Source organism: Pinibacter soli, assembly GCF_029961145.1.
GTDB classification, from domain to species: domain Bacteria; phylum Bacteroidota; class Bacteroidia; order Chitinophagales; family Chitinophagaceae; genus Pinibacter; species Pinibacter soli.
On the sequence record NZ_JASBRG010000001.1, the window covers coordinates 576062 to 598999 of the forward strand.

Sequence of the window (22938 nt, forward strand, 5' to 3'; positions counted from 1 at the left end):
GTAATGCGGACTATGCCTTAATTTTATTTATTCACTTTTAAAACTGATCACATGGAATTTGGCCGCGTGCCTGATAATGAATTGAATAATGTTGACTTTAGTTTACCTAAAGAACCTGCTGATAATAAACTTGTTCTCAAGGGAACGAAGCAGAAAAACCCGTTGGTCCACCTGGGTTGTGCCAAGTGGGGAAGAAAAGAATGGGTGGGAAAAATTTATCCGAAAGGAACGAAGGAATCTAACTTTCTGGAGCATTATGTGAAGCACTACAACTGCATTGAGTTGAATGCAACACATTACCAGGTATATGGTCCTTCAACAATTGAAAAGTGGGATGATAAAGCAAAGGGCCGTGATTTCAAATTTTGTCCGAAGGTGAACCAGAATATCAGCCACTTTGGAAAGCTGGATGATAAGCAACCTTTGATGGATAAATTCCTTGAAGGCGTGTTGGCTTTCGGAGATCACCTCGGTCCCATATTTTTCCAGGTGAGTGATAAATTTACTCCGAACAGAAAAGAAGAACTTTTTAATTTTCTCTCCAAACTGCCTACTGATCTGCAATTCTTTGTGGAGGTGCGTCATCCTGATTGGTTCCTTCCGCAATATGCAAAAGAACTTTTTGATAAACTACGCGAATTGAATATCGGTGCGATCATTACAGATACAGCAGGAAGAAGAGATTGCTGCCACATGCACCTAACTGTACCAAAAGCTTTCATCCGCTATGTAGGAAACAGCTTGCACCCAACAGACTATACTCGTTGCGATGAATGGGTAGATCGTATGAAATACTGGCTGGATCAAGGAATTGAAGAGTTGTATTTTTTCATGCACATGCATGATGAAGCGACATCTCCTGAACTTACGGTTTATTTGGTTGATAAAATAAATGCGGCGTGTGGGCTGAATCTGATTAAACCGCAGTTTGAGGGCGGCAATACTTTGTTTTAAAGAGAGCACGCAGATGACGCAGATTGAGCTGATTTGCACTGATTGGCTGTTAGCTCTGCAAGGCCTGTAGTCTTGCAGCATTATTCCGTTGCCTTTGGCAACATTATCGCCGGCGGCGATAGAATACAACTCCGAAGCTGGAAGCTTCGGAGAGCAACGCAATAGTTCTTGCAGGGCACAAAAGATCAGTGCAAATCTGTCAAATCAGTGTCATCTGTGTGCTTCCTGTTATTCAGCCATTGCAGCCTTCACGTACCTCTTTCTTGTTGCTACAAACAGGCCCATTGCAAGGGCCATCACTACAACACCTGTAAGACATATTCCGGGCCAACTGCCGTGTTTCCAAACAATCAATGCAAGTGCAGACCCGGATGCAGTGCCGATGAAAGCTCCCGTCATATAAATGGTATTGAGGCGATTGCGTGCTTCCGGAAGTATTGCGTACACTCTTGTTTGATTGCTGACATGAATTGCTTGCATGGCAAAATCCAGTGTGATAATGCCGAAGCAGATGCCAATGATAGAGTATCGGAAAATATAAAAAATTACAAAAGAAAGAGCCAATACGATAACGCCCAACCCAACCGCTTTTCGTGGATGACGCTTGTCGGCACTTCTTCCGGCAAGTGGTGCGAACAAAGCGCCCAGTGCCCCAGCCAATCCAAAAAGACCGATCGTATCACTGTTCAATCCAAATGCGGGACTGCTTAGCCACAGCACCATTCCTGTCCAGAACATTCCAAAGCAAGCAAATGCAGAACCGCTCAATATAGTTGCTTCACGAAGTTCATGGAACTTGAACATTTCAAACAACGACTTCATCAACTTGCCATAAGTGCCTTTGAATGCCGGTTGGCTTTGCGGCAAAAAGAAATACATCAAAGGCAATTGCACCAGCGTAATGATTGTTGCCAGACCATACATTCCTCTCCAGCCAAAATGTGCACCAACCACTCCGCTCAATGTTCTTGAAAGAAGAATGCCTATCAATAGTCCGCTCATCACATTGCCAATTACTTTTCCTCTTTCTTCAGGAGATGCGAGTGCCGCCGCCATAGGGATGATCATTTGCGGTACAACACTCGTTACACCTACAAAAACAGATGCAATTCCGAGGAGCCAGAATTGATTGGCAAACGTAGTGGCAGCCAGACTTCCCACACAAATCAATGTAACTGCCATAATCAACTTCCTGCGTTCAATTAAATCTCCCACAGGAACAAAGAACAGAATACCCAATGCATACCCCAATTGATTAAGAAATGTGATTTGCCCCGCTTGCGCTTCTGCAATGCCAAATTCCTTTGCTATTAAAGGGATAAGAGGTTGACTATAGTAAATGTTTGCAACGATAAGACCCGTGCAAATGGCCATGAAAATTTCCTGTGAACGCTTCATATGCTTTTCTAAAACTTTGGCTCGCGATCAGCAAAACCATATGGCCGGAGCAAATAAATGCAGGAATTTGTTTTTATACTGAGGCGAAAATGAAGCGCGAAGGTAAAATGTTTTTTCCGGTCTTTGCGGCGCTTTACAAATATTGAGTAGTATTAAAGAAAGAGAAGAGAACGCTTGTTTACCAATCTGTCATTTTGGTTGGCAAATAATCATGAACATTTTAGGCTTTGGAAAGCGTTGTAAAAAAATACGTGATCGATCTTGAAATGTTATCACCCAGCTCAATCAATAACGTGGGCCAGTTGATTAGTAAATGACTTAATTTTTTTAGCATAATTATTGTTTTTAAGTGTTTAATGGTTGTTGTTTTAATCCTGCAATTCTTCACAATAATATCCTACATGTTGCAGTGTGTTTTCAACATGTCTTGGAGAGAGGTTATCAGATTCAATGCGTAAAATTTTGTCTTTATCATGCAAGTCCACATTCCATCTGATAATACCTCCAAGCTTTGAAATGTGTTTTACTATCGATTCCACATTTCTCCTGCGTCGAATGTTTGTTTTGAATACAAGAACTTCCATAAGAGTTATTTAGTTTGGATAAAGTAGTTGGTTATTCTGCTGCGCCTTCATTTGCATTTGCGGCGGGTTGTTGCTCATTAAAACCTCTTCTCCAGCTACCACAGCGTTCGCGCATTTTTTGTTTGAATTTCTCTTGTTCTTCAGGTGTCATTTTTTGCCACTTCTCACGCATGCCTTCTTTCCAGGCGCCTCCCGGTCCGCCCCACGGACCACCACGACGAGGACCGCCCTTAAAGCCGCTGAATAAAATTTTACTCAATACTAATATTCCTATTGCCTGTGGAAATGTAATGGCTGATACATGTATTACTGAAGGAAGAATTCCGTTCCACAAGCTCATTACAATGAAGCTGAAGAGCAACACGGCAGCGGTGCCAAACAACAGCATCATGATAAATTTTTTAAAGAAAAATCCGCGTTTCATAATTTTATAATTTTTTGTTTTCGTGGGCTGATCGTAAATGGTTAATCGTCAATCGTGAATATCTGATTGTCGGAAATCCCATTCACGTTTCACCATTCACTTTTCACTTTCACGAGTTTAATAATTCGTTTTTCAAAGTGCTCAATCTGTCCCGTAAATGCAGTACTGCGTATCGTTTGCGAGAGATGAGCGTGTTAACGGTTTCACCCGTTTGTTCGGCAATCTCTTTAAAGGGAACGCCTTCCAGTTCATTCAGGATAAAAACATCTCTTTGTTCTTTTGGCAGTTCCTTCAAAGCACTGTCAAGCGCCTCCCAAAAAAGAGAACGCAGGTAAGCTGTTTCAGGATTCTCATTTCCTTCGGAAAAAAGCTCCGTCCACTCCGCAATTGTTTCACCGTCTTCAGAAGTGTAAATGTCTTCTACTGAATCGGGTTTCTTTTTGCGTTTCTTGTCTGTGATCTTGTTTCTGGTAACTGTAAAAAACCATGCGGTAAGCTGTTCAATCGGCTGAGTGTTCCCGACGAACTGGTAAAAAACATCCTGCAGGATATCCTCGGCATCAGCTTCATTATCAACACGTTTGCGTATAAAACCCATCAACCGCTTGCTATAAGCATTGATCGTATCGGTTATATTACGTTTTTTTTCCGCCATAGCGGTGGTTGATATCGTTGCTGCATCCGTCATGTAATTAAGGTAGACGGGCAGGAAAGCCAGATATTTTAAAGTTTTGAAAAAAAATCTTTCCAGACTAAAGATAAGCAGCAAAAACAGACAATAACTGAATAACTGGGTTGCTGTTTGTCTTTGCGAGTGAATGCGATTCGCCCCTACAGCATTTTCAATTTTCAACTTTCAATTTTCCATTCTCCTCAACTCTGTTAAAGTTTTCCACATGAAAAATAAATCTCACAAATAATCGTTTGTTGTATAGCAGCAAAAAGTATAAAATGCGGACCCGCTAAACTTTACTCCTGTTAAAAGGTCAATAAAAGTTATGAAAAAGAGAACACTAATTTTTACCCTGCTGATTGCGGTAAGCGGTTTATTCGCTTTTAAAGGTCTTGAGCACAGAGTGATGAAAAGACGTTTTTTCCATAGCGGTATTTCCGGAACTCCCTACATTGTTATCAAAAAATCCGACTACGAATTAAGTGTGTATGATGCTGAAGGCTGGTATGCCACATATCCCGCTGTATTCGGAAACAAATCGCTCGATGACAAAATGGTGATGGGCGATAGAAAAACACCAGAAGGCGAATACAAAATTGCATCCAAGCGTCCACACGAAAAGTGGGATAAAATGATGTTACTAAATTATCCGACTCAGATAGATATAGATAAATTTAATGATCGCAAAGCAAAGGGCCTGATTCCCAAAGATGCCAAACTCGGCAATGGTATTGGTATTCACGGCACCTGGAACCGCGATGATATGGCTGTGGACTATTATCAAAACTGGACCAACGGCTGTATCTCATTAAAGCGTGAAGACATTGAAGAGTTATACGATATTATCCCCGTGGGAACTAAAGTGACGATTCAGCATTAAGGATTTAACAACTGTCGTCTTAAAAAATAAAACCCCTGAGAAGTTCTCGGGGGTTTATTTTTTTCAAATAATTGAATTACTGAATAATTGAATAATTGGATCTATATGCTGCTCCCATTTAGCTCTCCGAAGATTCCAGCTTCGGAGCATTATTCTATCGCCTCCGGCGATAACGAATGTTGCCAAAAGCAACAAAATAAAACTCCGAAGCTAAAAGCTTCGGAGAGCGATTGATTCAGCAACCAATCAGTTATTCAGTTAATCAGTTATTAAATTTTTCCCCCTTTTATCTCGTTCACCACACCCGGATCAAGCAGCGTGCTTGTGTCGCCGAGGTTGTCCATTTCGCCTTCTGCAATTTTTCTGAGGATGCGACGCATGATCTTGCCGCTTCTTGTTTTTGGCAAACCACTTACGAACTGGATCTTGTCTGGTTTTGCAATTGGCCCGATGATGCGGGAAACTGTTTGCATAATGTCTTTTCTTGCCAACTCCTCATCACCATGTGATCCGTCATAAATAACGTAGGCGTAAATACCCTGCCCTTTGATTTCGTGCGGGAAACCAACAATGGCACTTTCTACTACGCCAGCATGCATGTTGATGGCGTTCTCCACTTCAGCGGTTCCTATGCGGTGACCACTCACATTCAACACGTCATCTACGCGGCCCGTGATGCGGTAGTTGCCGTTTTCATCGCGAAGACAACCGTCTCCGGTAAAGTATAAACTATCGTATGTAGCAAAATAATTCTGTCTGCATCTTTCGTGATCGCCATAAGTAGTACGTAAAATGGACGGCCATGGGAACTTGATGCAAAGATTTCCGCTTACGCCATTTCCTTTCACTTCTTGTCCTTTTTCATCTACCAAAATCGGTTGTACACCCGGCAAAGGCAGGGTAGCAAAAGAAGGTTTGGAAGGTGTTACGCCCGCAAGATTCGATATCAGCACACCGCCGGTTTCCGTCTGCCACCATGTATCTACTATCGGGCATTTTTTCTTGCCAATGTGTTCATCGTACCAATGCCACGCTTCCTCATTAATAGGTTCTCCAACGGTACCTAAAACTTTCAGTGAAGAAAGATCATGATTTTGAACTGGCCCCAAACCAAAGCCCATCAACGATCTGATGGCTGTCGGCGCTGTATACAATATGTTTACTTTGTATTTATCAACAATGCTCCAGAAGCGGCCAGCATCGGGAAACGTAGGGATTCCTTCATATATCATCGTCGTTGCTCCAGCAGCCAGCGGCCCGTAAACAATATAGCTGTGCCCAGTGATCCAGCCGATATCGGCTGTACAGAAATGGATATCGCCCGGTTGATATTGAAATACATTCACAAAACTGTATGCAGTGTACACCATGTAACCCGCGGTGCTATGTACCACGCCTTTGGGTTTGCCGGTAGAACCAGATGTGTACAAGATGAACAACGGATCTTCAGCATCCATTTCTTCTGCTTCGCAGTATGGATTGCCTTGCGTTTCTACTTTTTTAATTTCATCTTCCCACCACACGTCTCTTCCTTTGATCATACTCACTGGGGTACGCGTACGCGTTAGTACGATCACCTTCTTAACAAATTTGCATTGAATGAGCGCATCGTCTATTACACCTTTCAACGGAATTTCTTTATTACCACGATAAGCACCGTCACACGTGATGACAAATTCGGCCTGCGCATCCTGCAAACGATCGGCAATACTTTGTGCGCTAAAACCGCCAAAAACGACAGAATGTATAGCGCCAATTCTCGCACATGCCAGTACTGCAACAGCTAATTCAGGCACCATGCCCATATAAATACAAACGCGGTCACCTTTTTTGACGCCGTTGTTTTTTAGTACGTTACCAAATTGTAAAACTTTATTGTGAAGTTCTCTGTAAGTGAGTACGCGATGATGTTCTTCGGGATCATTTGGCTCCCAAATGATAGCAGGTTTGTTGCCAAGGCTGCCGAGGTGGCGGTCAAGGCAGTTTTCAGTAATGTTTAGTTTACCGTTAAGGAACCATTTTATATTGGGTTCCGTAAAGTTCCAGTCCAGTACTTTGTCCCAGCGTTTGCGCCATAAAAAATTGGACGCAATGTCGCCCCAAAAAGCCTCGGGGTCGTCAACACTTTTTTTGTACGCTGTATTATACTGATCCAGAGTTGTTACCTGATAGGGATATGCCATACAATCGTTCTTTTGTGCAAAATAATGAAAACGTACGACAATAACCTTTAACAATCGTTTGTCCAAGATGCAAACAATGCAATCATACGTCATTTTAAGTGAATAAAACCTTCGTCTTGTAACTACTCCCTTAAACATTTTTTAAACATGAAAAAGGGTAACTTTATTCTATGATTAAAAGGATTTTAACATTCAGCTTTATATTTTCGGTGTTGCTTTTGGCATGTGCCTGCAATGGCGCCGTGGATAAAAAAAACGACGAAGCAACTACAGCAACAACTGCAGCATCTACAGATAAATATGACAAGAAAAGAAAGGAAGGAATTGATTTTGTAGCGTCAGGCGATCAACCGACATGGGAAATGGATATTGATATGCAAAAAGCAATCTGGTTCACCGCTTTGGAAGAAAATGTAACGGCCTTAAACACACCTGTTCCTGCAGCTGTAAAAAACGGTGATACTACCATTTACCAGGCAACAGTGGATGCGGGCTCTATCAAAGTGATCATTATTAATCAGCCTTGTATCAACAGTGCCACCGGAGAAGTTGCTGACCATTCCGTTGAGGTGCAAACCAGTGGTAAAGTTTTTAAAGGTTGTGGTAAATATTTAAATTAATTTTTGAGGATGATTAAACTGCCGATAAATAATACTACCAAAAATCCGTCATTGATTTTTTGTATCCTCATGGATCTGATTGGTTGTACTTCTTATTTGCTTCCGGGAGCGGGAGAATTTATCGATATTATTTGGGCGCCAATTTCGGCGTTTATTTTTTACAGAGCTTTCGGTGGTTGGAAAGGTGCGTTTGGAGGGTTGTTTAATTTTGTGGAGGAAGCATTTCCCGGCCTTGATTTCATTCCAACTTTTACTATTGTGTGGATATGGAACTATGCTACGAGGAAGAAAGCGCTGCCGCTGCGCGGCTGAGGTTATTTGCCACTGAGGCACAGAAGGCTCTGAGATTAAAATAATATCGGGCCATAAGAACACAAAGTACAAGAGAAAGTTTATTCAATTCCTCTTCTCTGTCCCTCTGTTCCTCTGTGGCAAATATCAGCTCTCAATCACAATCATCTCCACATTATTTCCCGGCTTCACTTCTATCGCTGAACCTTCCGCAAGAAATACACTTTCAGGTTTTTCATCTTTTAACAACCCAAATTCTTTCCCATACACGTTTTCAAAATCAACATCGATATTGTATTCTTTTACCGGATAAACCTGCCAGCGGGGATGTGATACTTCATACTCCGAGGTTTTGTGCTCGCCGAGTTTTGTATAGCCCCAATAATGTTCAGTTATAAATTCTTCATCACTTCCTTCTGCGATCGTGATCAGCTGGTTTTCAGCCGTTATCTGGAATGAGTTCCATTTCTCTTTTTTCCATTTATACTCTACTGACAATTCATCGTCCGTTATTTGCCAGCGATGGTCCGTGCGCATGGTTTCGTAATTCTCGTTGTAAACGGTGTTGGCAACAAATGTTAGCGCAGGACGCGGCACAATTTCTTTCACAAAAACAACACCTCTTTTCCAACCGTTTGCCGCTTTGTGACGCACATAAAATCGTAGGTTGACTTCTTCGAAATTAGTATGAAACGGAATCGGCAAGCCTTTCAGCTTTGTATTGAGAAACATAAATCCTACAAGACTTACATAACATTTACCGTTCCACAGATCGAGTTCTGTTTTATGCGGCAAATAAGAGATGAGCAAATCCGGATCAACAACATAATTTGCCATTGCCAGTTTGCGCCATTCTGCTTTTAAAAAAGTCTTTGCCATGTTAATTTATTGTTCTTGGTTAACATCCTCACTTTCGGCCAAAGATGTGTAATAAGTAATCGCTGCTCTTATTTCTCCGAAAGAGTAATCTTCTCCAAGCTTTTGTTTTATTGGCGTTAGTGAAAGATCATCTCCTGCGTCCTTAATTACCGACAAAATGCGTGGAAGCTTATGGGGAGGCACCAGATCTTGGATTTTTACTTCGCCCGTTCGAAGGAATGAAGTAAGGTGACTTTCTATTGTGCCAAATGCAAAGCCGCGCTCCTTGGATATTTCAGCCACGGACTTACCTTGTTTATACATCTCAAGTGTAATCTTATAAGTATCACCTTTTTTAGGTTTTGCAGTGGCCGTCTTTTCTTCAACCGTTTGCGGCTCAATGGCTACCACGTTTTTCCTTTGCGCTTCTACAATAGCGAGCAAAGCATCTGAATGTAATCCGTTTACAAGACCAGATGTTATTTGGAAAGATTGCTCAATCTGCTGTTTTTTTCGCAGAAATGTAATCTGTATATACTTTAGTGCGCCAACATACTTTCCGGTACGTTTTTTAACACGCATCGCATCAATATGTTTTTGAAACGGATCGATCAATTCTTCTTTCAATGCATTTTTAAAATAATTGGCAGCCGCCTCCATTCTTGCATTCAGTTGTACATAGTTATCTGCCTCCGCGGTTTCAACCAAGCGCTCGAGTTGAAACAAAAATTTTTGTGCTGTTTCTTTTTGCTTCCATGCTTTTTGCAGGAGTTGCTCGGCAAGCTTTATGGCATCTTCTTTTTCAGGAATTTGACGATCTGCATTTTCCTCGCAAAGATTCTCCAATTGCGCCACGATCTTTTCCCAATCAAAAGAAATGAGTAACGATTTTGCAATGAAAACTTTCTGCGCCTCTTCCAAATATTCTTTCAGATCTTCTGCTTTAGCCGCAGTTTGTGAAAAGGCAATCACTCTTTCATCTGTACTGATGGCATGTGGTTGAATACGTGAAAACAAAATAAGCCCTTCCAGGTTTGTCAACCGGCTAAGAGCTACATACACCTGCCCCGGAGCAAACGATGCACCTGCGTCTATGATCGCCTTGTTGAAGGTAAGGCCCTGACTTTTGTGAATGGTTATTGCCCATGCGAGACGAATAGGAAACTGCTCAAACATACCGAGTTCTTCTTCGTCAACAGTGTCTTTTTCTTTATTGTATACAAATTTTACATTCTTCCATTGTTCCCTTTCTATCTCGAGTTCGCCTTCATCATTAGGAAACTCAATAACAATTTTATCTTCTTTGAAAGCTTTTATCGTGCCTATTTTTCCATTGTAAAATTTCCTTGCCTCACCTTTGTCATTTTTAATAAACATGATCTGGGCGCCAACTTTTACATTCAACGTTTTTTCTGCGGGAAAGGCTTTCTCTCCAAAATCACCACTGATCTTTGCATCGAAAGATTGTGATTTCCCGGGCAACTTTTCCAGCTCACTGTAGTTGATAGAATCCGATTGTGCGTTGTGTGAAGTGAGTGTAATAAAATTCTCTTCCTTAGCGGGCCTGTAGCCCGGTCTGTAAAATTGATGAAGCGTATCCAGATCGTCGTTCGTCGCAACATTGTTACGAATATTGTTGAGAATATTGATAAACAGCAAATCGCTTTGCCTGTAAATTTTATCCAACTCAACATACAACGGGTAGGTCTGCTGCATCACTTGTGCATCAAAAAAGAATGGACTTTTGTAGTGCTGTTTCAATATACTCCACTCTTCATTTCTCACAACAGGTGGTAACTGATACAAATCCCCGATGTACAATATCTGAACCCCACCAAAAGGCTCCATTGGTCTTTTTCTGAAATGTCTGAGAATTACATCCACCGCATCCAGCATATCAGCACGTACCATGCTTACCTCATCAATTACCAAAAGCTCCAGTTCCCTAAGTAATTCTCTGCGATCATAATTAAAACGAATGTTTCTGAGGAGTGCATGCGCATTGGTTGTGCCACCATTCAAATCGTTCCAGCCTGTATGTTGCGTTGGCAAAAAAGGAACGAAGGGAAGTTGAAAAAATGAATGCATTGTTACGCCGCCCGCATTGATCGCGGCAACGCCCGTAGGAGCAACAACTGCCATTTTTTTAAACGTATTCTCCTTAATGTATTTTAAGAAAGTTGTCTTGCCGGTTCCGGCTTTTCCAGTCAGAAAAATATGCTTGCTTGTATGATTTACAAACTTTACCGCCATTTGGAACCGCTCATTGGTAGAATCGAACATCATTGTGTGTGCAAAGTACTAAAATGAATAATAGAAGGAGTAAATGATGCCGGATCACAACGGGTGTACAAGGTAATTTTTTTTTCAGAAGATTTAAATTATCTTGGATAAAATTTGCGCATCAAAATGTACAAAAAATTATTATCCATATCCTTGCTACTAGCAATTGCATCTGTATCCTTTGCCCAATCACAAGAAGAACACAGTTCAGTAAGTACCCCTACTGGCGAACTACGCGGCTCACTGATCTTGCCCCAGGGCGTTCAGAAATTTCCAGTCGTAATTTTGCTACCCGGCTCCGGCCCCACAGACAGAAACGGCAACAACGCAATGGGCGTAACTGCCAACAGCTACAGATTGCTAGCCGAACAATTTGCAAAACAAAAGATCGCCACGCTTCTCATTGACAAAAGAGGTATTTCCGAAAGCGCTCCAGCTCTTAAACAAGAAGACAGCATTCGCTTTGACAACTATGTGAGCGACGCGGTAGCATGGAAAAGGTCTATTGAAACAGATCCCCGCGTTACCAAAGTTTTTATTGCGGGCCACAGCGAGGGTTCTTTGATCGGCATACTTGCGGCACAGCAAACACCAGTGGCTGGATTTATTTCCATTTCCGGTCCGGCGAAAAGTGCAGATAAAATAATAATTGGTCAGCTTCAAAAACAGGCTCCATTTATGGCGCCGGCAGCTGATTCTATGTTTAACCGACTTAAAAAAGATCAACCGCTGGATACCGTTCCCAACGAACTCTATGCCATTCTTAGAAAAAGCATTCAACCCTATATGGCGTCATGGATGAAATATACACCGTGCACCGAAATTGCAAAACTTACTGTACCAGTATTGATCGTGCAGGGCTCTACTGATATGCAGGTTGAAACATCCGAGGCAAAAGCATTAAAGGAATGTCAGCCAAAAGCAGAATTGCACATCATACAAGGCATGAACCACATTCTAAAAAACGCGAGTTCAGTAATGTCTGAAAACATAGCTACTTACAAAATGCCCGCATTGTCTGTAAATGAAGACTTAGTCACTGTCATTGTAAATTTTGTAGGAAAGCAGTAAGGGACAGCACGCAGATTTTCATGATTGTGATGATTTAACGTGACTTCGATTGATAGTTGTGCCGCAATAGAATCACACAATGCGAAATAAAAAGCACTCGTTTAACTTAACACATGAACTTTCTTGCTCACGCATATTTATCCTTTAATGAACCGGACATACTGGTGGGCAATATGATCAGTGATTTTGTGAAAGGCAGGAAAAAATTTGACTATCCCGAAGGCATACAAAAAGGAATACAAATACATCGAAATATTGATGAATTTACGGATACACATCAAGCTACAAAACGTGCAATGCAGGTTTACAAACCGGCCTATCGTTTGTACAGCACAGCCTTTGTAGATGTAACTTTTGACTACTTTCTGGCAAATGATAAAAGCATTTTCAGCGATGCATCGTTATTTGATTTTAGTCGATCCGTGTATGCAACTTTAGAACAGTATTTCGATCAATTGCCCGGCCCTTTCAGGATGATGTTTCCTTACATGAAATCAAATAACTGGCTGTATAATTACCGCACCAAATATGGCATTGAAAGAAGCTTCGGTGGCGTTGTAAGACGCTCGCAATACCTGGAAGAAAGTGATACTGCTTTCCAAATTTTCAATGATAATATTCCTTATTTGCAGGAATGCTACAATGTTTTTTTTCCGCAGCTGGTGAGCTATGCAAAGACATTTGCACACAGATGACACAGATTAGACGGATTTACACTGACCTTTTTACTTATGGAGATGAGTGCAATTACTGCAAGCATTCAATATTTCAATAATTCTGTTTATCCGTGTAAATCCGTCTAATCTGTGTCATCCGTGTGCAAAAGAAAATCAGCGCAAATCAGCCAAATCAGTGTCATCTGCGTGCCAATTCTTTTCTATACATTCGTAACTAAACATTTCCTCCCATGTGTGGTATTGCCGGGATTATTACAACTGATACTTCATTCATTTCTGAACAGCGTTTGTTGCAAATGACAAATGCTTTGCAGCATCGCGGACCGGAAAGGGAAAGGTTTTGGACAAATGATGAAAGAACCGTTGGCTTTAGTCATCGCCGCCTTCGCATAATTGACCTTTCGGAAGCAGGAGCACAGCCAATGCATTGTCTCAACCGTTACACAATTGTTTACAACGGTGAGATTTATAACTACATTGAAATAAAAGAAACGCTTCAAAAGCAAGGCTATTCATTTGCATCGCATTCCGATACAGAGGTTATTCTCGCGGCTTATGATTGCTGGAAGGAAAAATGTTTGCAACAGTTTGATGGCATGTTTGCGTTTGCCATTTGGGACAATATTGAAAAAAAATTATTCGCGGCAAGAGACAGGTTTGGTGAAAAGCCGTTCTTCTATCACTTCGATCAAAACAATAATTTTCTTTTTGCATCGGAAATGAAAGCGATGTGGGCAGCAGGTGTTGTAAAGGAAATGAATAATTCCATGTTGCTCAATTATCTCAGTTTGGGCTGGGTGCAAAATCCAGTTGATAGTATGGAAACCTTTTATAGCGGCATCTTTCAACTACCACACGCATCCTATTTAATATTCTCTCTTTACGAAAATGACCTGTCGATAAACCGTTATTGGGATATTGATAAGGAAAAAATAATCGACATTACTTCAGAAAAAGCAATTGAACAATTTGCTGAATTATTTACAACTTCTGTGAAAAGAAGATTGCGAAGCGATGTTGCAGTTGGCACTTCATTGAGCGGTGGTTTGGATAGTTCTTCTGTTGTCGCCACTATTAAAAAAATATCCGCAGGCGCTGATCTGACAAGCTTTTCAGCCGTCTTCCCAAATTTTGAAAAAGATGAATCCAAATACGTCGACAATGTAAAAACTCAATTCAATCTCAAAAGTTTCACAACAACGCCAACTGCGGATGGATTCATAAATGATTTTGAAAAGCTTTGCTATCACCAGGAAGAGCCGTTCGGTTCTGCCAGTATTTACGCGCAGTTTAAAGTTTTTGAACTGGCAAAGCAAAATGATGTCACAGTGTTGCTCGATGGGCAGGGCGCGGATGAAACGCTTGCCGGTTACAGCAAATACATTCATTGGTTTTTGCAAGAGCTTTTTACCAGCAAGTTTCACGCCTTTAAGCAACAAAAGAAGATGCTTGTGCAAAACAAGATTGCGTTTGATTGGGGCTTCAAAAACTATGTTGCAGCTTTACTTCCTGCGCAAACAGCTTCTCAATTGCAGAAAAAATATCTGTCGCTGGCACTCAACAATCGCGATATAAAAAGAGATTTTGTTGAAGCGTTTCTTGATAGGGAGATGATGTACAAACCGATTGTTACTAAACTAAACGATATTTTATACTTCAACAGCATGCAGTTCGGTTTGCAGGAATTACTTCGCTATGCCGATCGCAATGCTATGGCGCATGGTCGCGAAGTAAGACTTCCGTTTTTAGCTCACGAACTGGTTGAGTTTATTTTTTCAATTCCTGCAGAACTGAAGATCAACAATGGTTTTACTAAAAACATTTTGCGCCAAACGATGCAACATTCGTTACCTGCTTCTATTGTTTGGAGAAAAGATAAAGTAGGTTTTGAGCCACCGCAAAAAAAATGGATGCAGGAACAGCAAATACAGGATTACATTATGCATGCAAAGGAAAAATTGGTTGCGGAAAAGATAATGAACGAAAACATTTTACACAAACCAATAAAAGCCAAAGGCTCCACAGAAAGCAACAATAATGACTTTTATTATTTGGTTGCAGGAAAAATGCTTTGATTCTTCGATTATAGAGTTGTGACAATCATTATGTAAAGACTGCTTGTCATCCCGAGGAACGAGGGATCTGGGAATTAGACAAACGGTTTGTAAATGTTATACTCAGATCCCTCGTTCCTCGGGATGACAAGCATCATTCTCTTAATCCTTTCACACGCTGCCGTTGAAAAACCGAAGTGCTCGCAATTAAATAACATTCATTTGTCCATTATGCATTCATTATTACACTCGAATTTTTACATTTGACATCTAAAAAAATCATTCAATGAAACTTGCCACAAAATATATACATGCAGGAGCACATCCGGATCCTTCTACAGGAGCGATTATGACGCCTATTTACCAAACGTCGACATACGCACAGGAAGCACCCGGAAAACATAAAGGCTACGAATACGCACGGTCGCAAAATCCTACACGTGCGGCTTTGGAAGAAGCATTGGCAGCTATTGAAAATGGCAAACATGCACTAAGCTTTAGCAGTGGCGTTGCAGCAACCGATGCCGTTATCAAATTACTGGAGCCAGGCGATGAAGTCATTGCTGCAAGTGACATGTACGGCGGAACGTATCGTTTGTTTACCAAAGTTTTTGAAAAATTCGGCATTAAGTTTCACTATGTAAATATGCAAGATGCGAACAACATCAAGCCTTTTATTAACGATAAAACAAAACTCATCTGGACGGAAACGCCGACGAATCCGTTGATGAATATTTCTGATATTGCAGCGATAGCAGCTATTGCAAAACCAAACAAAATATTGGTTTGCGTAGACAACACTTTCGCTTCCCCTTATTTGCAAAATCCCCTGGATCTGGGCGCAGATATCGTGATGCATTCCGGTACTAAATATTTAGGTGGACACAGTGATGTTATTCATGGTTGCCTGATGATGAACGATGACTCGTTGAGAGAAAAATTATACTTCATACAAAAAAGCTGCGGTGCAGTTCCGGGACCACAAGATTGCTTTCTTGTTTTGCGTGGCATTAAAACATTGCACTTACGTATGCAGCGTCATTGCGAGAATGGCGCCAAGGTCGCTCATTTCCTGCGCAATCATCCAAAAGTGGGAAAGGTTTACTGGTGCGGTTTTGAAGATCATCCGGGATATGCGGTCGCAAAAAAACAAATGCGTGATTTTGGCGGCATGTTAAGTTTTACACTGAAAGATGAAAGCACGGAATCGGCTTTTAAAGTCTTGTCCTCCACAAAAATATTTTCACTGGCAGAAAGTCTTGGCGGCGTTGAATCATTGATCAACCATCCGGCCACGATGACGCATGCCTCTATTCCAAGAGAAGATCGTTTGAAAAATGGATTGTCAGATTCATTGATTCGCCTCAGTGTTGGCGTTGAGGATGCGGATGATTTGATCGAAGATCTGAACCAGGCAATAGGATAATTTTTTCCAACGATATTGTATATAAGAGTTATAGAACCGACGAAAGTTCTATAACTCTTTTTTTATTGTACCATAAAAGCAGAAGTAGAGTTTTGTCCGGTTTTCACGGCAGTGCACTTTAGATAATACATTCCGTGTGCGAGATTTAAATTGCTGAGGGTTACATTAGTTTGACCTTCGCCAATATTTCTTCTTTCATTACTAACCACTGCGCCATTTGCATTGTAAATAGTTACCACAACAGGTTGTTCAGTTTTACAATGCGCTTTAAATTTCAATGTGCCACTTGCATCCACTACCCCTGAAACAAAAAATGCATTTGATTTACTTACAATTTGAGAAACAGGCGAGTAGTCAACATACCCACTTGTAAACTCAACTTTCAGTCGATAAAAGTTGTTTCCTGGTTGAGGTTGTTTGTCAGTATAGGTGTACGAATCGGCCCCCGCACCACATGTATAAATAGCAGCGAAGTTTGACCCATCATCGCTTCGTTGCACGGAGAATGTCTTCACACGCTCATCTCTGCTGTTTTTCCAGGTTAGTTGTACATTATCATCATTTTCTTCTTTTGCTTTAAAAAGAAATTGTGGCAAAGCCAATGGTTCGGCAAAAATATTTTTTTGTACTACCTGGTTAAAAATAACCTGATGGCCCGCATCATTCAAATGGGTCTGGTCGCCAGAATCGTATTGTGGCAAAATAGAACTGTCAACCGGATTAACCAGTACGCTCCAAAAATCAATCGCATAGTCACCAAACTCCATGAGTATGCTATCTTTCATTTCAGCCAATTTTTTCTTTGCATCAGAAGTAGCAAAATTGCCCGAGGTTCTGGGTTGTGTCGTGGTAATATAACACCTCACCCCTGCCTGTGTGTATGCATCGCGAATGGCGCGCAGGCAAAACATTGATTCAGTTACTGTGTATACATCATAACCATTGGTGGGATAGTTTACAATTACAGTTGAAACGAGCGGCTGTAAGGAAAGCATCTTTGTTACATCGTAATTTGGATCTGGTGCCGGCCTTCCTGCAGGCGAAACATAACTTGTAGCCATCCCCTCGTAAGGTGAATATCCTCCCTTTGCAAGCTGATCAATTTTCGTATCCCATTTTCCGGGCTTGTCGTAATAATTATCTAAAAGATTAACCCAGCAATTATAGTAACTCGACGCACCAAAACATGCTGCCGTAGATGAACCTTGTATACCCAACCATCTCGTTTGAACTTGCGCAAACGAACACACACAGAGCAGCCACAAAGCTGCAGTCGTAACTAATTTCATTTTTAATTTGGATTTAAGCGATAAGGCAGGAAAACAGTCCTTTTTTAAAGATAAATCGTAGTTATGGTATTTTTCGATTATTTAATGGTTAAGATGGCTATATTTATATCTTTTGCTGTTTTTGAGCCGTAGCAAGCATTTTCAGCCGACTAATACCCTAAAATTTAATGTTTGAACCTCGCTTTATGAAGATTTTTTGCAGCCGTCAATTGTAGTAATTGAATTGCATTCCTTACATTTAATAAACTTGTTTTTGCTTTCTGCTAAGCCTGTTACTAAGTGGCCCGAGTATTGCAGTTATTAATGTATATACTATTGTTCGCATAAATATTTCGAATAGCTCTTTCATTAAAGCGCAAAAAGTTTGCAGGATCTAATTAACAAGTCGAAATAGATATCAAGTTATTTTGCCGCTAAAAAAATTTGAAAGTCTATGCAACACTTTTTGTTTTAATATTGTTATATGTAGAAATATTTACCGCGATGGGAAATATTTTGTACAAACGACAAACCACAAGTTCTTTATTTCATATTCTATTTATTTACAGTTTTGTATCAAAAAATAAGGCAATCCGGTATTTTGACGCACTTATCCACATTTTTAAGTTTTTGGCACAGTTTCTGAAATAATAATTGCAGAATGGGATAAGAAGCTAAATCGGATCCCAAACAAAAAGAGAAATTATATAAAGCAATATATATCAAGTAATTAAAGATTTTCTACGGTTTAGGGTTTAGGGGTTAAAGAAGGGGGTAGTCTTGCCCCCTTTATCTTTTTTATAAGGTGAAGGAAAAACATACGGGTTTCCAGCAAAATTTTTCCACGAAAACTTCCTCGCTTTTCTGCTCGCAACTTCTATTTTCATTTTCATAAACAGGCTGCACAATGAACGATAGTTTTTCTACCAGTGTTATTATTCATACTGACAGAAAATTTATATGGGAAACACTGACAGATGTTGCACTAATGACTAAGTGGCTGTGAGAACCTGGTATGCAACTCGAAGTTCAATGTAACTGGGTAGTGAACGAACCCATTTTTATTCGCGGTTTCAATCATGTAAAATTTGAAAACAAAGGAGTTGTTTTACAATTCCATAAAAATAGTAGACTGACGTATAGTCATCTTAGTTCTCTCTCTCGCCTTGCTGACAAACAAGACAACTATTCGATACTCGATTTCATTTTATCGAATGCAACCGATGGCACAGTGCTGCAACTCAACATCACAAATTTTCCTACAGAAGTTATTCGTAAACATTTGGAATTTTACTGGAGAGCAACTGTTGTGAAGATTAAGAAAATGGCGGAAGAACTTGCGAGCAAAGAGTTGTATAACAGGAATTGACGTGTCTTAAAACAAAAACGTTTCCTTCTTGATTGAAGGAAACGCAAAAAACATATTTTAACTCAGGCAATTAATGAAGATAATTCTTTGATAAAAGCGACTTGATATTTTCCAAATGCGCTTCTGTTAAACCTATGTAAGGACTTGTTTGGATTAAATTTTCCATCAAAAAGCCTGGCAGTTCATTTAAAGACCTGTCGTCATCAATAATGATAAATTCTTCGCTTAATGGATTCAAATTTACCCAACTCACTATTTCATCTTTTCTGCTAACGTTGTTTATGTTTTCTGGGAGAGCTTTCAGATTAAAAACATCAATCCCTCTTCTACTAAAAATATCCTTCCATTCCTGAATAGTATAATTTGCCTTGTGAGAAGTTGTAAGCACAATGGTTACATCCCAGAAACAAGATTTCTGAGTGCATTGGTCGCCTTGTTACTAAATGCCGGAAAGCCATCGCTCAACATCTCAGGAGCTTTCCAACCTTTCGCAGGAACCATTACACCATCTATGTCCAAGAATATTAACATAACAAATCCTGCTTTTTAGTTAATTAATGCAGCAACAACTCACAAGGCTTCAACCCTGTGTGTTTTTTAAATGCAGTGGAGAAGTGTGAAATAGAAGAATAGCCCAGCATTAACGAGACTTCTGTTACGCTGAGGCCCTTTTCGTAAAGCAAATATTTTGCATGTTCCATTCTCTGACTCTGATAGAAGTCGAAAATGGTGGTACTGTACATTTCTTTGAAACCTTTCTTCAGGTAGCACTCGTTCATCGCCACTTTACGGCTCAACTCCTTGATGGTAATTGGCTCGCCAATGTGCTGAATTAATATTTCGCGTGCTTTGGAGATTTTTTCGCGGTCAGCTTCGTTTGCCAGGAATTTGCAGCTGAAGATCGTTTCTTCTTTTTCGCCGATCATACACTCAAGGCTATACAGCAACAACATTTGCGACTGCGCATTGATGTAAATGTTTTCCATGCTATCGGAATAGCTATGGTTCAGCAAAGCTTCCAGCACTAGTCTCGTGCGGCTGCACAAAGTCATTGTTTTGGAGAAAGAAGATTTGTGGCGAAACTGCAAAACATCATCGCCGGTATTTGTTTGCTTGATGCCTTTTACAAATTGCGATAAATGTGCAGGAGAAAAAGTAAGTTTGAAAACGTCAACGGTTTCGTCTCTGTCGGAACAATTTCTTGCATTCAGCTTGCATTGATCACACTCAGTTTCTTTGTGTTTACAATACATATTTCCGCTAATGCAAAAGCGAAGTTCAAGATAATGCTGCTTTGGGTCTGATTTCTCGTAATGATATACGAGCATTCCCATGTCATCTACGTTCCACTGTGAAAATCTGCGGTAACGCTGGATGGAATATTGCACCGAACCTGGTATTTGCTGCTCCTTTGCATGCAAAACATGCATTTCCTCCTGCATAACAGGAGTTTTTTGAGCGAGCGTAAAAATATCGAGCGGTTGATGCATAATGCAAGCAAAAATATGTTGTTAAAATTTGTAATCCTAATTCGTGTTAAAACATTGTTGTAAGGGAATTGTCATTTTTTGGTAATGTGCGAATTTCAAAATTTTAAAAATTGAAAATAAAGCTCTCTCAAACCCTATGTTGACGCCGATTTACACGAGGCTTGAACTAATTCCATACTTTCACCGTCCGCTTATTTGGATTTTGACTTTACCGAAAACATTTTAGCTAAATCAACTTCTCTCCCGCACATCCGATTTTACATAATTTCAATTCTCAAATCTCAAATTTCCAATGCCACTATCCTTTCCCCATTTTTCTCACAATTGCTTAAAAAAGAGCAGAATTTGATGCGTTTTAAACGCCTTTGGGGCCTTATTTTCCGTACATTTGCAGATAGCGTTTTTAATTGTTCACAGACACGATTATTAAATAAATATGAGCGTTGAAACAAATGAAGTAATACCGGTTGCAAGCAACGGTTATGGTGCGGATAGTATTCAGGTTTTAGAAGGTTTGGAAGCAGTGCGTAAAAGGCCTGCGATGTACATAGGAGACATTGGCGTTAAAGGTTTACACCACCTTGTGTACGAAGTAGTAGATAACTCGATAGATGAGGCGCTTGCAGGGTATTGTAAAAATATCGTTGTAACCATTCACGAAGACAATTCTATCAGCGTTCAGGATGACGGTCGTGGTATTCCTACCGGTATCAACAAGAAAGAAGGCCGCAGTGCATTGGAACTTGTAATGACGGTATTGCACGCCGGCGGTAAATTCGATAAAAATACCTATAAAGTTTCCGGTGGTTTGCACGGTGTGGGTGTAAGTTGCGTGAACGCACTTAGTACCAAACTGCTCGTAACCGTTCAGAACGAAGGAAAAATATTTGAGCAGGAGTACCATATCGGTGTTCCTCAGTATGCGGTACGTGAGATTGGTGTTTCAGAAAATACCGGTACGCGTGTTCATTTCTGGCCGGATACCAGCATTTTTACAGTAAGCGTTTACAACAAAGATATTCTTGAAGGAAGATTGCGTGAGTTGGCTTACCTGAACCGCAAGATCAATATTGTTCTCATTGACAATAGAGAGAAAGATGAAGATGGAAATATCTACACAAAAACATTCTACAGCGAAGGCGGTATCGTAGAGTTCGTTGAAATGCTTGATCAAAGCGCTAAACGCACCCCGCTTATTGCTAAAACCTTGTTTGTAGAAGGTCACGATGAAACGACCAACGTTGCTGTGGAAGTAGCAATGAGCTACAACGACGATTTTAAAGAGCACATTTTCAGCTATGTAAACAACATCAATACGATTGAAGGTGGTACGCACGTAACTGGCTTCCGCCGTGCATTGACGCGTGTTTTCAAAGCTTATGGCGATAAAGAAGGTTTGTTTGAAAAAGCAAAAGTAGAGGTCGAAGGTGATGACTTCCGCGAGGGTTTGAGCGCTATCATTTCTGTGAAAGTTCCCGAGCCTCAGTTTGAAGGACAAACAAAAACAAAACTGGGTAACAGCGATGTGAGTGGTGTTGTGGATAGCACCGTTGCCCGTGTATTGAACGCTTACCTTGAGGAAAATCCACGCGAAGCGAAGAACGTAATTCAAAAAGTGGTATTGGCTGCTCAGGCGCGTGTGGCTGCTAAAAAAGCACGTGAACTGGTACAACGTAAAACGGTTTTGAGTGGTGGCGGTTTGCCGGGTAAACTGGCTGACTGCTCTGAAAGAGATCCTGAAAGATGCGAACTATACCTTGTCGAAGGGGACTCGGCTGGTGGTACGGCTAAACAAGGCCGCGACAGAAGTTTCCAGGCTATCTTGCCGCTTCGTGGTAAGATCCTGAACGTGGAAAAAGCAATGGAGCATAAGATCTACGAAAACGAGGAGATCCGCAACATGTACACTGCTTTGGGCGTAACGGTGGGAACGCCTGAAGATCCTAAAGCTTTAAACCTTGCAAAACTTCGTTATCACAAGCTGATCATCATGACGGATGCCGACGTGGATGGTAGCCACATCGCAACGTTGATCCTTACTTTCGTCTACCGTTATATGAAAGAGATGGTTGAGCAAGGATACGTTTACATTGCACAGCCACCTTTGTACCTCGTTAAAAAAGGCAAGGACCAGGCTTACGCATGGAACGACGAGCAACGCAAAGCTTTGGTTGAAAGACTTGGTGCCGGTAAAGAAGACAGCGTAAACATTCAGCGATATAAAGGTTTGGGTGAGATGAACGCGGAGCAATTGTGGGACACTACAATGAATCCAGATACTCGTACACTTAAACTGGTTACCATTGAAAGCGCCGCTGAGGCGGATCGCGTGTTCAGCATGCTAATGGGTGACGAAGTAGCTCCAAGAAGAGAGTTTATTGAATCTCACGCGAAATATGCGAAAATTGACGCTTAATCAATTGATTATCAATTGT

At 40.8% G+C, this 22938-nt stretch carries 21 protein-coding genes; 10 read left to right on the plus strand and 11 right to left on the minus strand.

Going from position 1 to position 22938, the window contains the following annotated elements:
• The first annotated feature begins 51 nt into the window (after positions 1-51).
• Positions 52-954, plus strand: coding sequence for a DUF72 domain-containing protein (locus QJ048_RS02215; protein ID WP_282332695.1), 903 nt, complete (start codon positions 52-54; stop codon positions 952-954).
• A 228-nt stretch (positions 955-1182) separates the two neighbouring features.
• On the opposite strand, the gene QJ048_RS02220 is transcribed toward QJ048_RS02215, so the two are convergent.
• From QJ048_RS02220 to QJ048_RS02235, 4 genes are all read right to left on the minus strand, one after another.
• The gene (locus QJ048_RS02220) at positions 1183-2352 is read right to left on the minus strand and encodes an MFS transporter (RefSeq protein WP_282332696.1); all 1170 of its coding nucleotides are present in this window, start codon (positions 2350-2352) and stop codon (positions 1183-1185) included.
• 368 nt (positions 2353-2720) lie between these two features.
• Positions 2721-2936 (minus strand): hypothetical protein, encoded by a 216-nt coding sequence (locus QJ048_RS02225; protein WP_217791562.1) that lies wholly within the window; start codon positions 2934-2936, stop codon positions 2721-2723.
• Between the two features lie 31 nt (positions 2937-2967).
• Positions 2968-3327 (minus strand): hypothetical protein, encoded by a 360-nt coding sequence (locus QJ048_RS02230; RefSeq protein ID WP_282332697.1) that lies wholly within the window; start codon positions 3325-3327, stop codon positions 2968-2970.
• Positions 3328-3469: 142 nt separating this feature from the next.
• Positions 3470-4048 (minus strand): RNA polymerase sigma factor, encoded by a 579-nt coding sequence (locus QJ048_RS02235; RefSeq protein WP_282332698.1) that lies wholly within the window; start codon positions 4046-4048, stop codon positions 3470-3472.
• Between the two features lie 310 nt (positions 4049-4358).
• Between QJ048_RS02235 and QJ048_RS02240 the strand changes: the two genes are divergently transcribed.
• Entirely contained in the window at positions 4359-4913 is a 555-nt protein-coding gene (locus QJ048_RS02240; protein WP_282332699.1) for a L,D-transpeptidase family protein, read from the plus strand.
• Between the two features lie 269 nt (positions 4914-5182).
• Here QJ048_RS02240 and acs read toward each other — a convergent pair whose 3' ends face one another.
• Complete coding sequence (gene acs / locus QJ048_RS02245; protein ID WP_282332700.1) at positions 5183-7096, minus strand: acetate--CoA ligase; 1914 nt, start codon at positions 7094-7096, stop codon at positions 5183-5185.
• 170 nt (positions 7097-7266) lie between these two features.
• On the opposite strand from acs, the gene QJ048_RS02250 reads away from it, so the two are divergent.
• Together QJ048_RS02250 and QJ048_RS02255 are read left to right on the plus strand one after the other, a co-directional pair.
• Positions 7267-7716 carry a hypothetical protein gene (locus tag QJ048_RS02250; protein WP_282332701.1) on the plus strand — a complete coding sequence of 150 codons (450 nt, stop codon included), beginning with the start codon at positions 7267-7269 and terminating at the stop codon, positions 7714-7716.
• Positions 7717-7725: 9 nt separating this feature from the next.
• Positions 7726-8028, plus strand: coding sequence for a hypothetical protein (locus QJ048_RS02255; RefSeq protein ID WP_282332702.1), 303 nt, complete (start codon positions 7726-7728; stop codon positions 8026-8028).
• A gap of 126 nt (positions 8029-8154) precedes the next feature.
• Here the strand turns inward: QJ048_RS02255 and QJ048_RS02260 are convergent, their stop codons facing one another.
• Both QJ048_RS02260 and QJ048_RS02265 read right to left on the minus strand, forming a co-directional pair.
• Entirely contained in the window at positions 8155-8886 is a 732-nt protein-coding gene (locus tag QJ048_RS02260) for a YqjF family protein (protein WP_282332703.1), read from the minus strand.
• 6 nt (positions 8887-8892) lie between these two features.
• Positions 8893-11151, minus strand: a complete 2259-nt coding sequence (locus tag QJ048_RS02265; RefSeq protein ID WP_282332704.1) for a helix-turn-helix domain-containing protein — start codon at positions 11149-11151, stop codon at positions 8893-8895.
• 123 nt (positions 11152-11274) lie between these two features.
• Here QJ048_RS02265 and QJ048_RS02270 point away from each other — a divergent pair, with 123 nt between their 5' ends.
• The 4 genes from QJ048_RS02270 to QJ048_RS02285 all read left to right on the plus strand — a co-directional run bounded on the left by QJ048_RS02270 (position 11275) and on the right by QJ048_RS02285 (position 16376).
• Positions 11275-12219 carry an alpha/beta hydrolase gene (locus tag QJ048_RS02270; protein ID WP_282332705.1) on the plus strand — a complete coding sequence of 315 codons (945 nt, stop codon included), beginning with the start codon at positions 11275-11277 and terminating at the stop codon, positions 12217-12219.
• Between the two features lie 113 nt (positions 12220-12332).
• Positions 12333-12914 carry an acyl carrier protein phosphodiesterase gene (locus QJ048_RS02275; RefSeq protein WP_282332706.1) on the plus strand — a complete coding sequence of 194 codons (582 nt, stop codon included), beginning with the start codon at positions 12333-12335 and terminating at the stop codon, positions 12912-12914.
• Positions 12915-13126: 212 nt separating this feature from the next.
• Complete coding sequence (asnB, locus tag QJ048_RS02280) at positions 13127-14971, plus strand: asparagine synthase (glutamine-hydrolyzing) (protein ID WP_282332707.1); 1845 nt, start codon at positions 13127-13129, stop codon at positions 14969-14971.
• Positions 14972-15236: 265 nt separating this feature from the next.
• Positions 15237-16376, plus strand: a complete 1140-nt coding sequence (locus tag QJ048_RS02285) for a cystathionine gamma-synthase (protein WP_282332708.1) — start codon at positions 15237-15239, stop codon at positions 16374-16376.
• A gap of 62 nt (positions 16377-16438) precedes the next feature.
• Here QJ048_RS02285 and QJ048_RS02290 read toward each other — a convergent pair whose 3' ends face one another.
• Complete coding sequence (locus QJ048_RS02290; protein WP_282332709.1) at positions 16439-17665, minus strand: T9SS type A sorting domain-containing protein; 1227 nt, start codon at positions 17663-17665, stop codon at positions 16439-16441.
• 994 nt (positions 17666-18659) lie between these two features.
• Between QJ048_RS02290 and QJ048_RS02295 the strand changes: the two genes are divergently transcribed.
• Positions 18660-19013, plus strand: a complete 354-nt coding sequence (locus QJ048_RS02295) for an SRPBCC family protein (protein WP_282332710.1) — start codon at positions 18660-18662, stop codon at positions 19011-19013.
• A gap of 70 nt (positions 19014-19083) precedes the next feature.
• On the opposite strand, the gene QJ048_RS02300 is transcribed toward QJ048_RS02295, so the two are convergent.
• Genes QJ048_RS02300 through QJ048_RS02310 form a run of 3 tightly spaced genes read right to left on the minus strand, consistent with a single transcriptional unit; the run spans position 19084 to position 20503 of the window.
• Positions 19084-19401, minus strand: coding sequence for an HAD domain-containing protein (locus QJ048_RS02300; protein WP_282332711.1), 318 nt, complete (start codon positions 19399-19401; stop codon positions 19084-19086).
• 5 nt (positions 19402-19406) lie between these two features.
• Entirely contained in the window at positions 19407-19544 is a 138-nt protein-coding gene (locus tag QJ048_RS02305; RefSeq protein ID WP_282332712.1) for an HAD domain-containing protein, read from the minus strand.
• A gap of 23 nt (positions 19545-19567) precedes the next feature.
• Positions 19568-20503, minus strand: a complete 936-nt coding sequence (locus QJ048_RS02310) for a helix-turn-helix domain-containing protein (protein WP_282332713.1) — start codon at positions 20501-20503, stop codon at positions 19568-19570.
• 436 nt (positions 20504-20939) lie between these two features.
• On the opposite strand from QJ048_RS02310, the gene gyrB reads away from it, so the two are divergent.
• Positions 20940-22919 (plus strand): DNA topoisomerase (ATP-hydrolyzing) subunit B, encoded by a 1980-nt coding sequence (gene gyrB / locus QJ048_RS02315; protein WP_282332714.1) that lies wholly within the window; start codon positions 20940-20942, stop codon positions 22917-22919.
• The last annotated feature ends 19 nt before the right edge of the window (positions 22920-22938 follow it).

Coding starts and splice junctions, on each gene's coding strand:
- QJ048_RS02215 (WP_282332695.1), top strand. CDS start 52: ATGGAATTTGGCCGCGTGCCTGATAATGAATTGAATAATGTTGACTTT.
- QJ048_RS02220 (WP_282332696.1), bottom strand. CDS start 2,352: ATGAAGCGTTCACAGGAAATTTTCATGGCCATTTGCACGGGTCTTATC.
- QJ048_RS02225 (WP_217791562.1), bottom strand. CDS start 2,936: ATGGAAGTTCTTGTATTCAAAACAAACATTCGACGCAGGAGAAATGTG.
- QJ048_RS02230 (WP_282332697.1), bottom strand. CDS start 3,327: ATGATGCTGTTGTTTGGCACCGCTGCCGTGTTGCTCTTCAGCTTCATT.
- QJ048_RS02235 (WP_282332698.1), bottom strand. CDS start 4,048: ATGACGGATGCAGCAACGATATCAACCACCGCTATGGCGGAAAAAAAA.
- QJ048_RS02240 (WP_282332699.1), top strand. CDS start 4,359: ATGAAAAAGAGAACACTAATTTTTACCCTGCTGATTGCGGTAAGCGGT.
- acs (WP_282332700.1), bottom strand. CDS start 7,096: ATGGCATATCCCTATCAGGTAACAACTCTGGATCAGTATAATACAGCG.
- QJ048_RS02250 (WP_282332701.1), top strand. CDS start 7,267: ATGATTAAAAGGATTTTAACATTCAGCTTTATATTTTCGGTGTTGCTT.
- QJ048_RS02255 (WP_282332702.1), top strand. CDS start 7,726: ATGATTAAACTGCCGATAAATAATACTACCAAAAATCCGTCATTGATT.
- QJ048_RS02260 (WP_282332703.1), bottom strand. CDS start 8,886: ATGGCAAAGACTTTTTTAAAAGCAGAATGGCGCAAACTGGCAATGGCA.
- QJ048_RS02265 (WP_282332704.1), bottom strand. CDS start 11,151: ATGATGTTCGATTCTACCAATGAGCGGTTCCAAATGGCGGTAAAGTTT.
- QJ048_RS02270 (WP_282332705.1), top strand. CDS start 11,275: ATGTACAAAAAATTATTATCCATATCCTTGCTACTAGCAATTGCATCT.
- QJ048_RS02275 (WP_282332706.1), top strand. CDS start 12,333: ATGAACTTTCTTGCTCACGCATATTTATCCTTTAATGAACCGGACATA.
- asnB (WP_282332707.1), top strand. CDS start 13,127: ATGTGTGGTATTGCCGGGATTATTACAACTGATACTTCATTCATTTCT.
- QJ048_RS02285 (WP_282332708.1), top strand. CDS start 15,237: ATGAAACTTGCCACAAAATATATACATGCAGGAGCACATCCGGATCCT.
- QJ048_RS02290 (WP_282332709.1), bottom strand. CDS start 17,665: ATGAAATTAGTTACGACTGCAGCTTTGTGGCTGCTCTGTGTGTGTTCG.
- QJ048_RS02295 (WP_282332710.1), top strand. CDS start 18,660: ATGCAACTCGAAGTTCAATGTAACTGGGTAGTGAACGAACCCATTTTT.
- QJ048_RS02305 (WP_282332712.1), bottom strand. CDS start 19,544: ATGTTAATATTCTTGGACATAGATGGTGTAATGGTTCCTGCGAAAGGT.
- QJ048_RS02310 (WP_282332713.1), bottom strand. CDS start 20,503: ATGCATCAACCGCTCGATATTTTTACGCTCGCTCAAAAAACTCCTGTT.
- gyrB (WP_282332714.1), top strand. CDS start 20,940: ATGAGCGTTGAAACAAATGAAGTAATACCGGTTGCAAGCAACGGTTAT.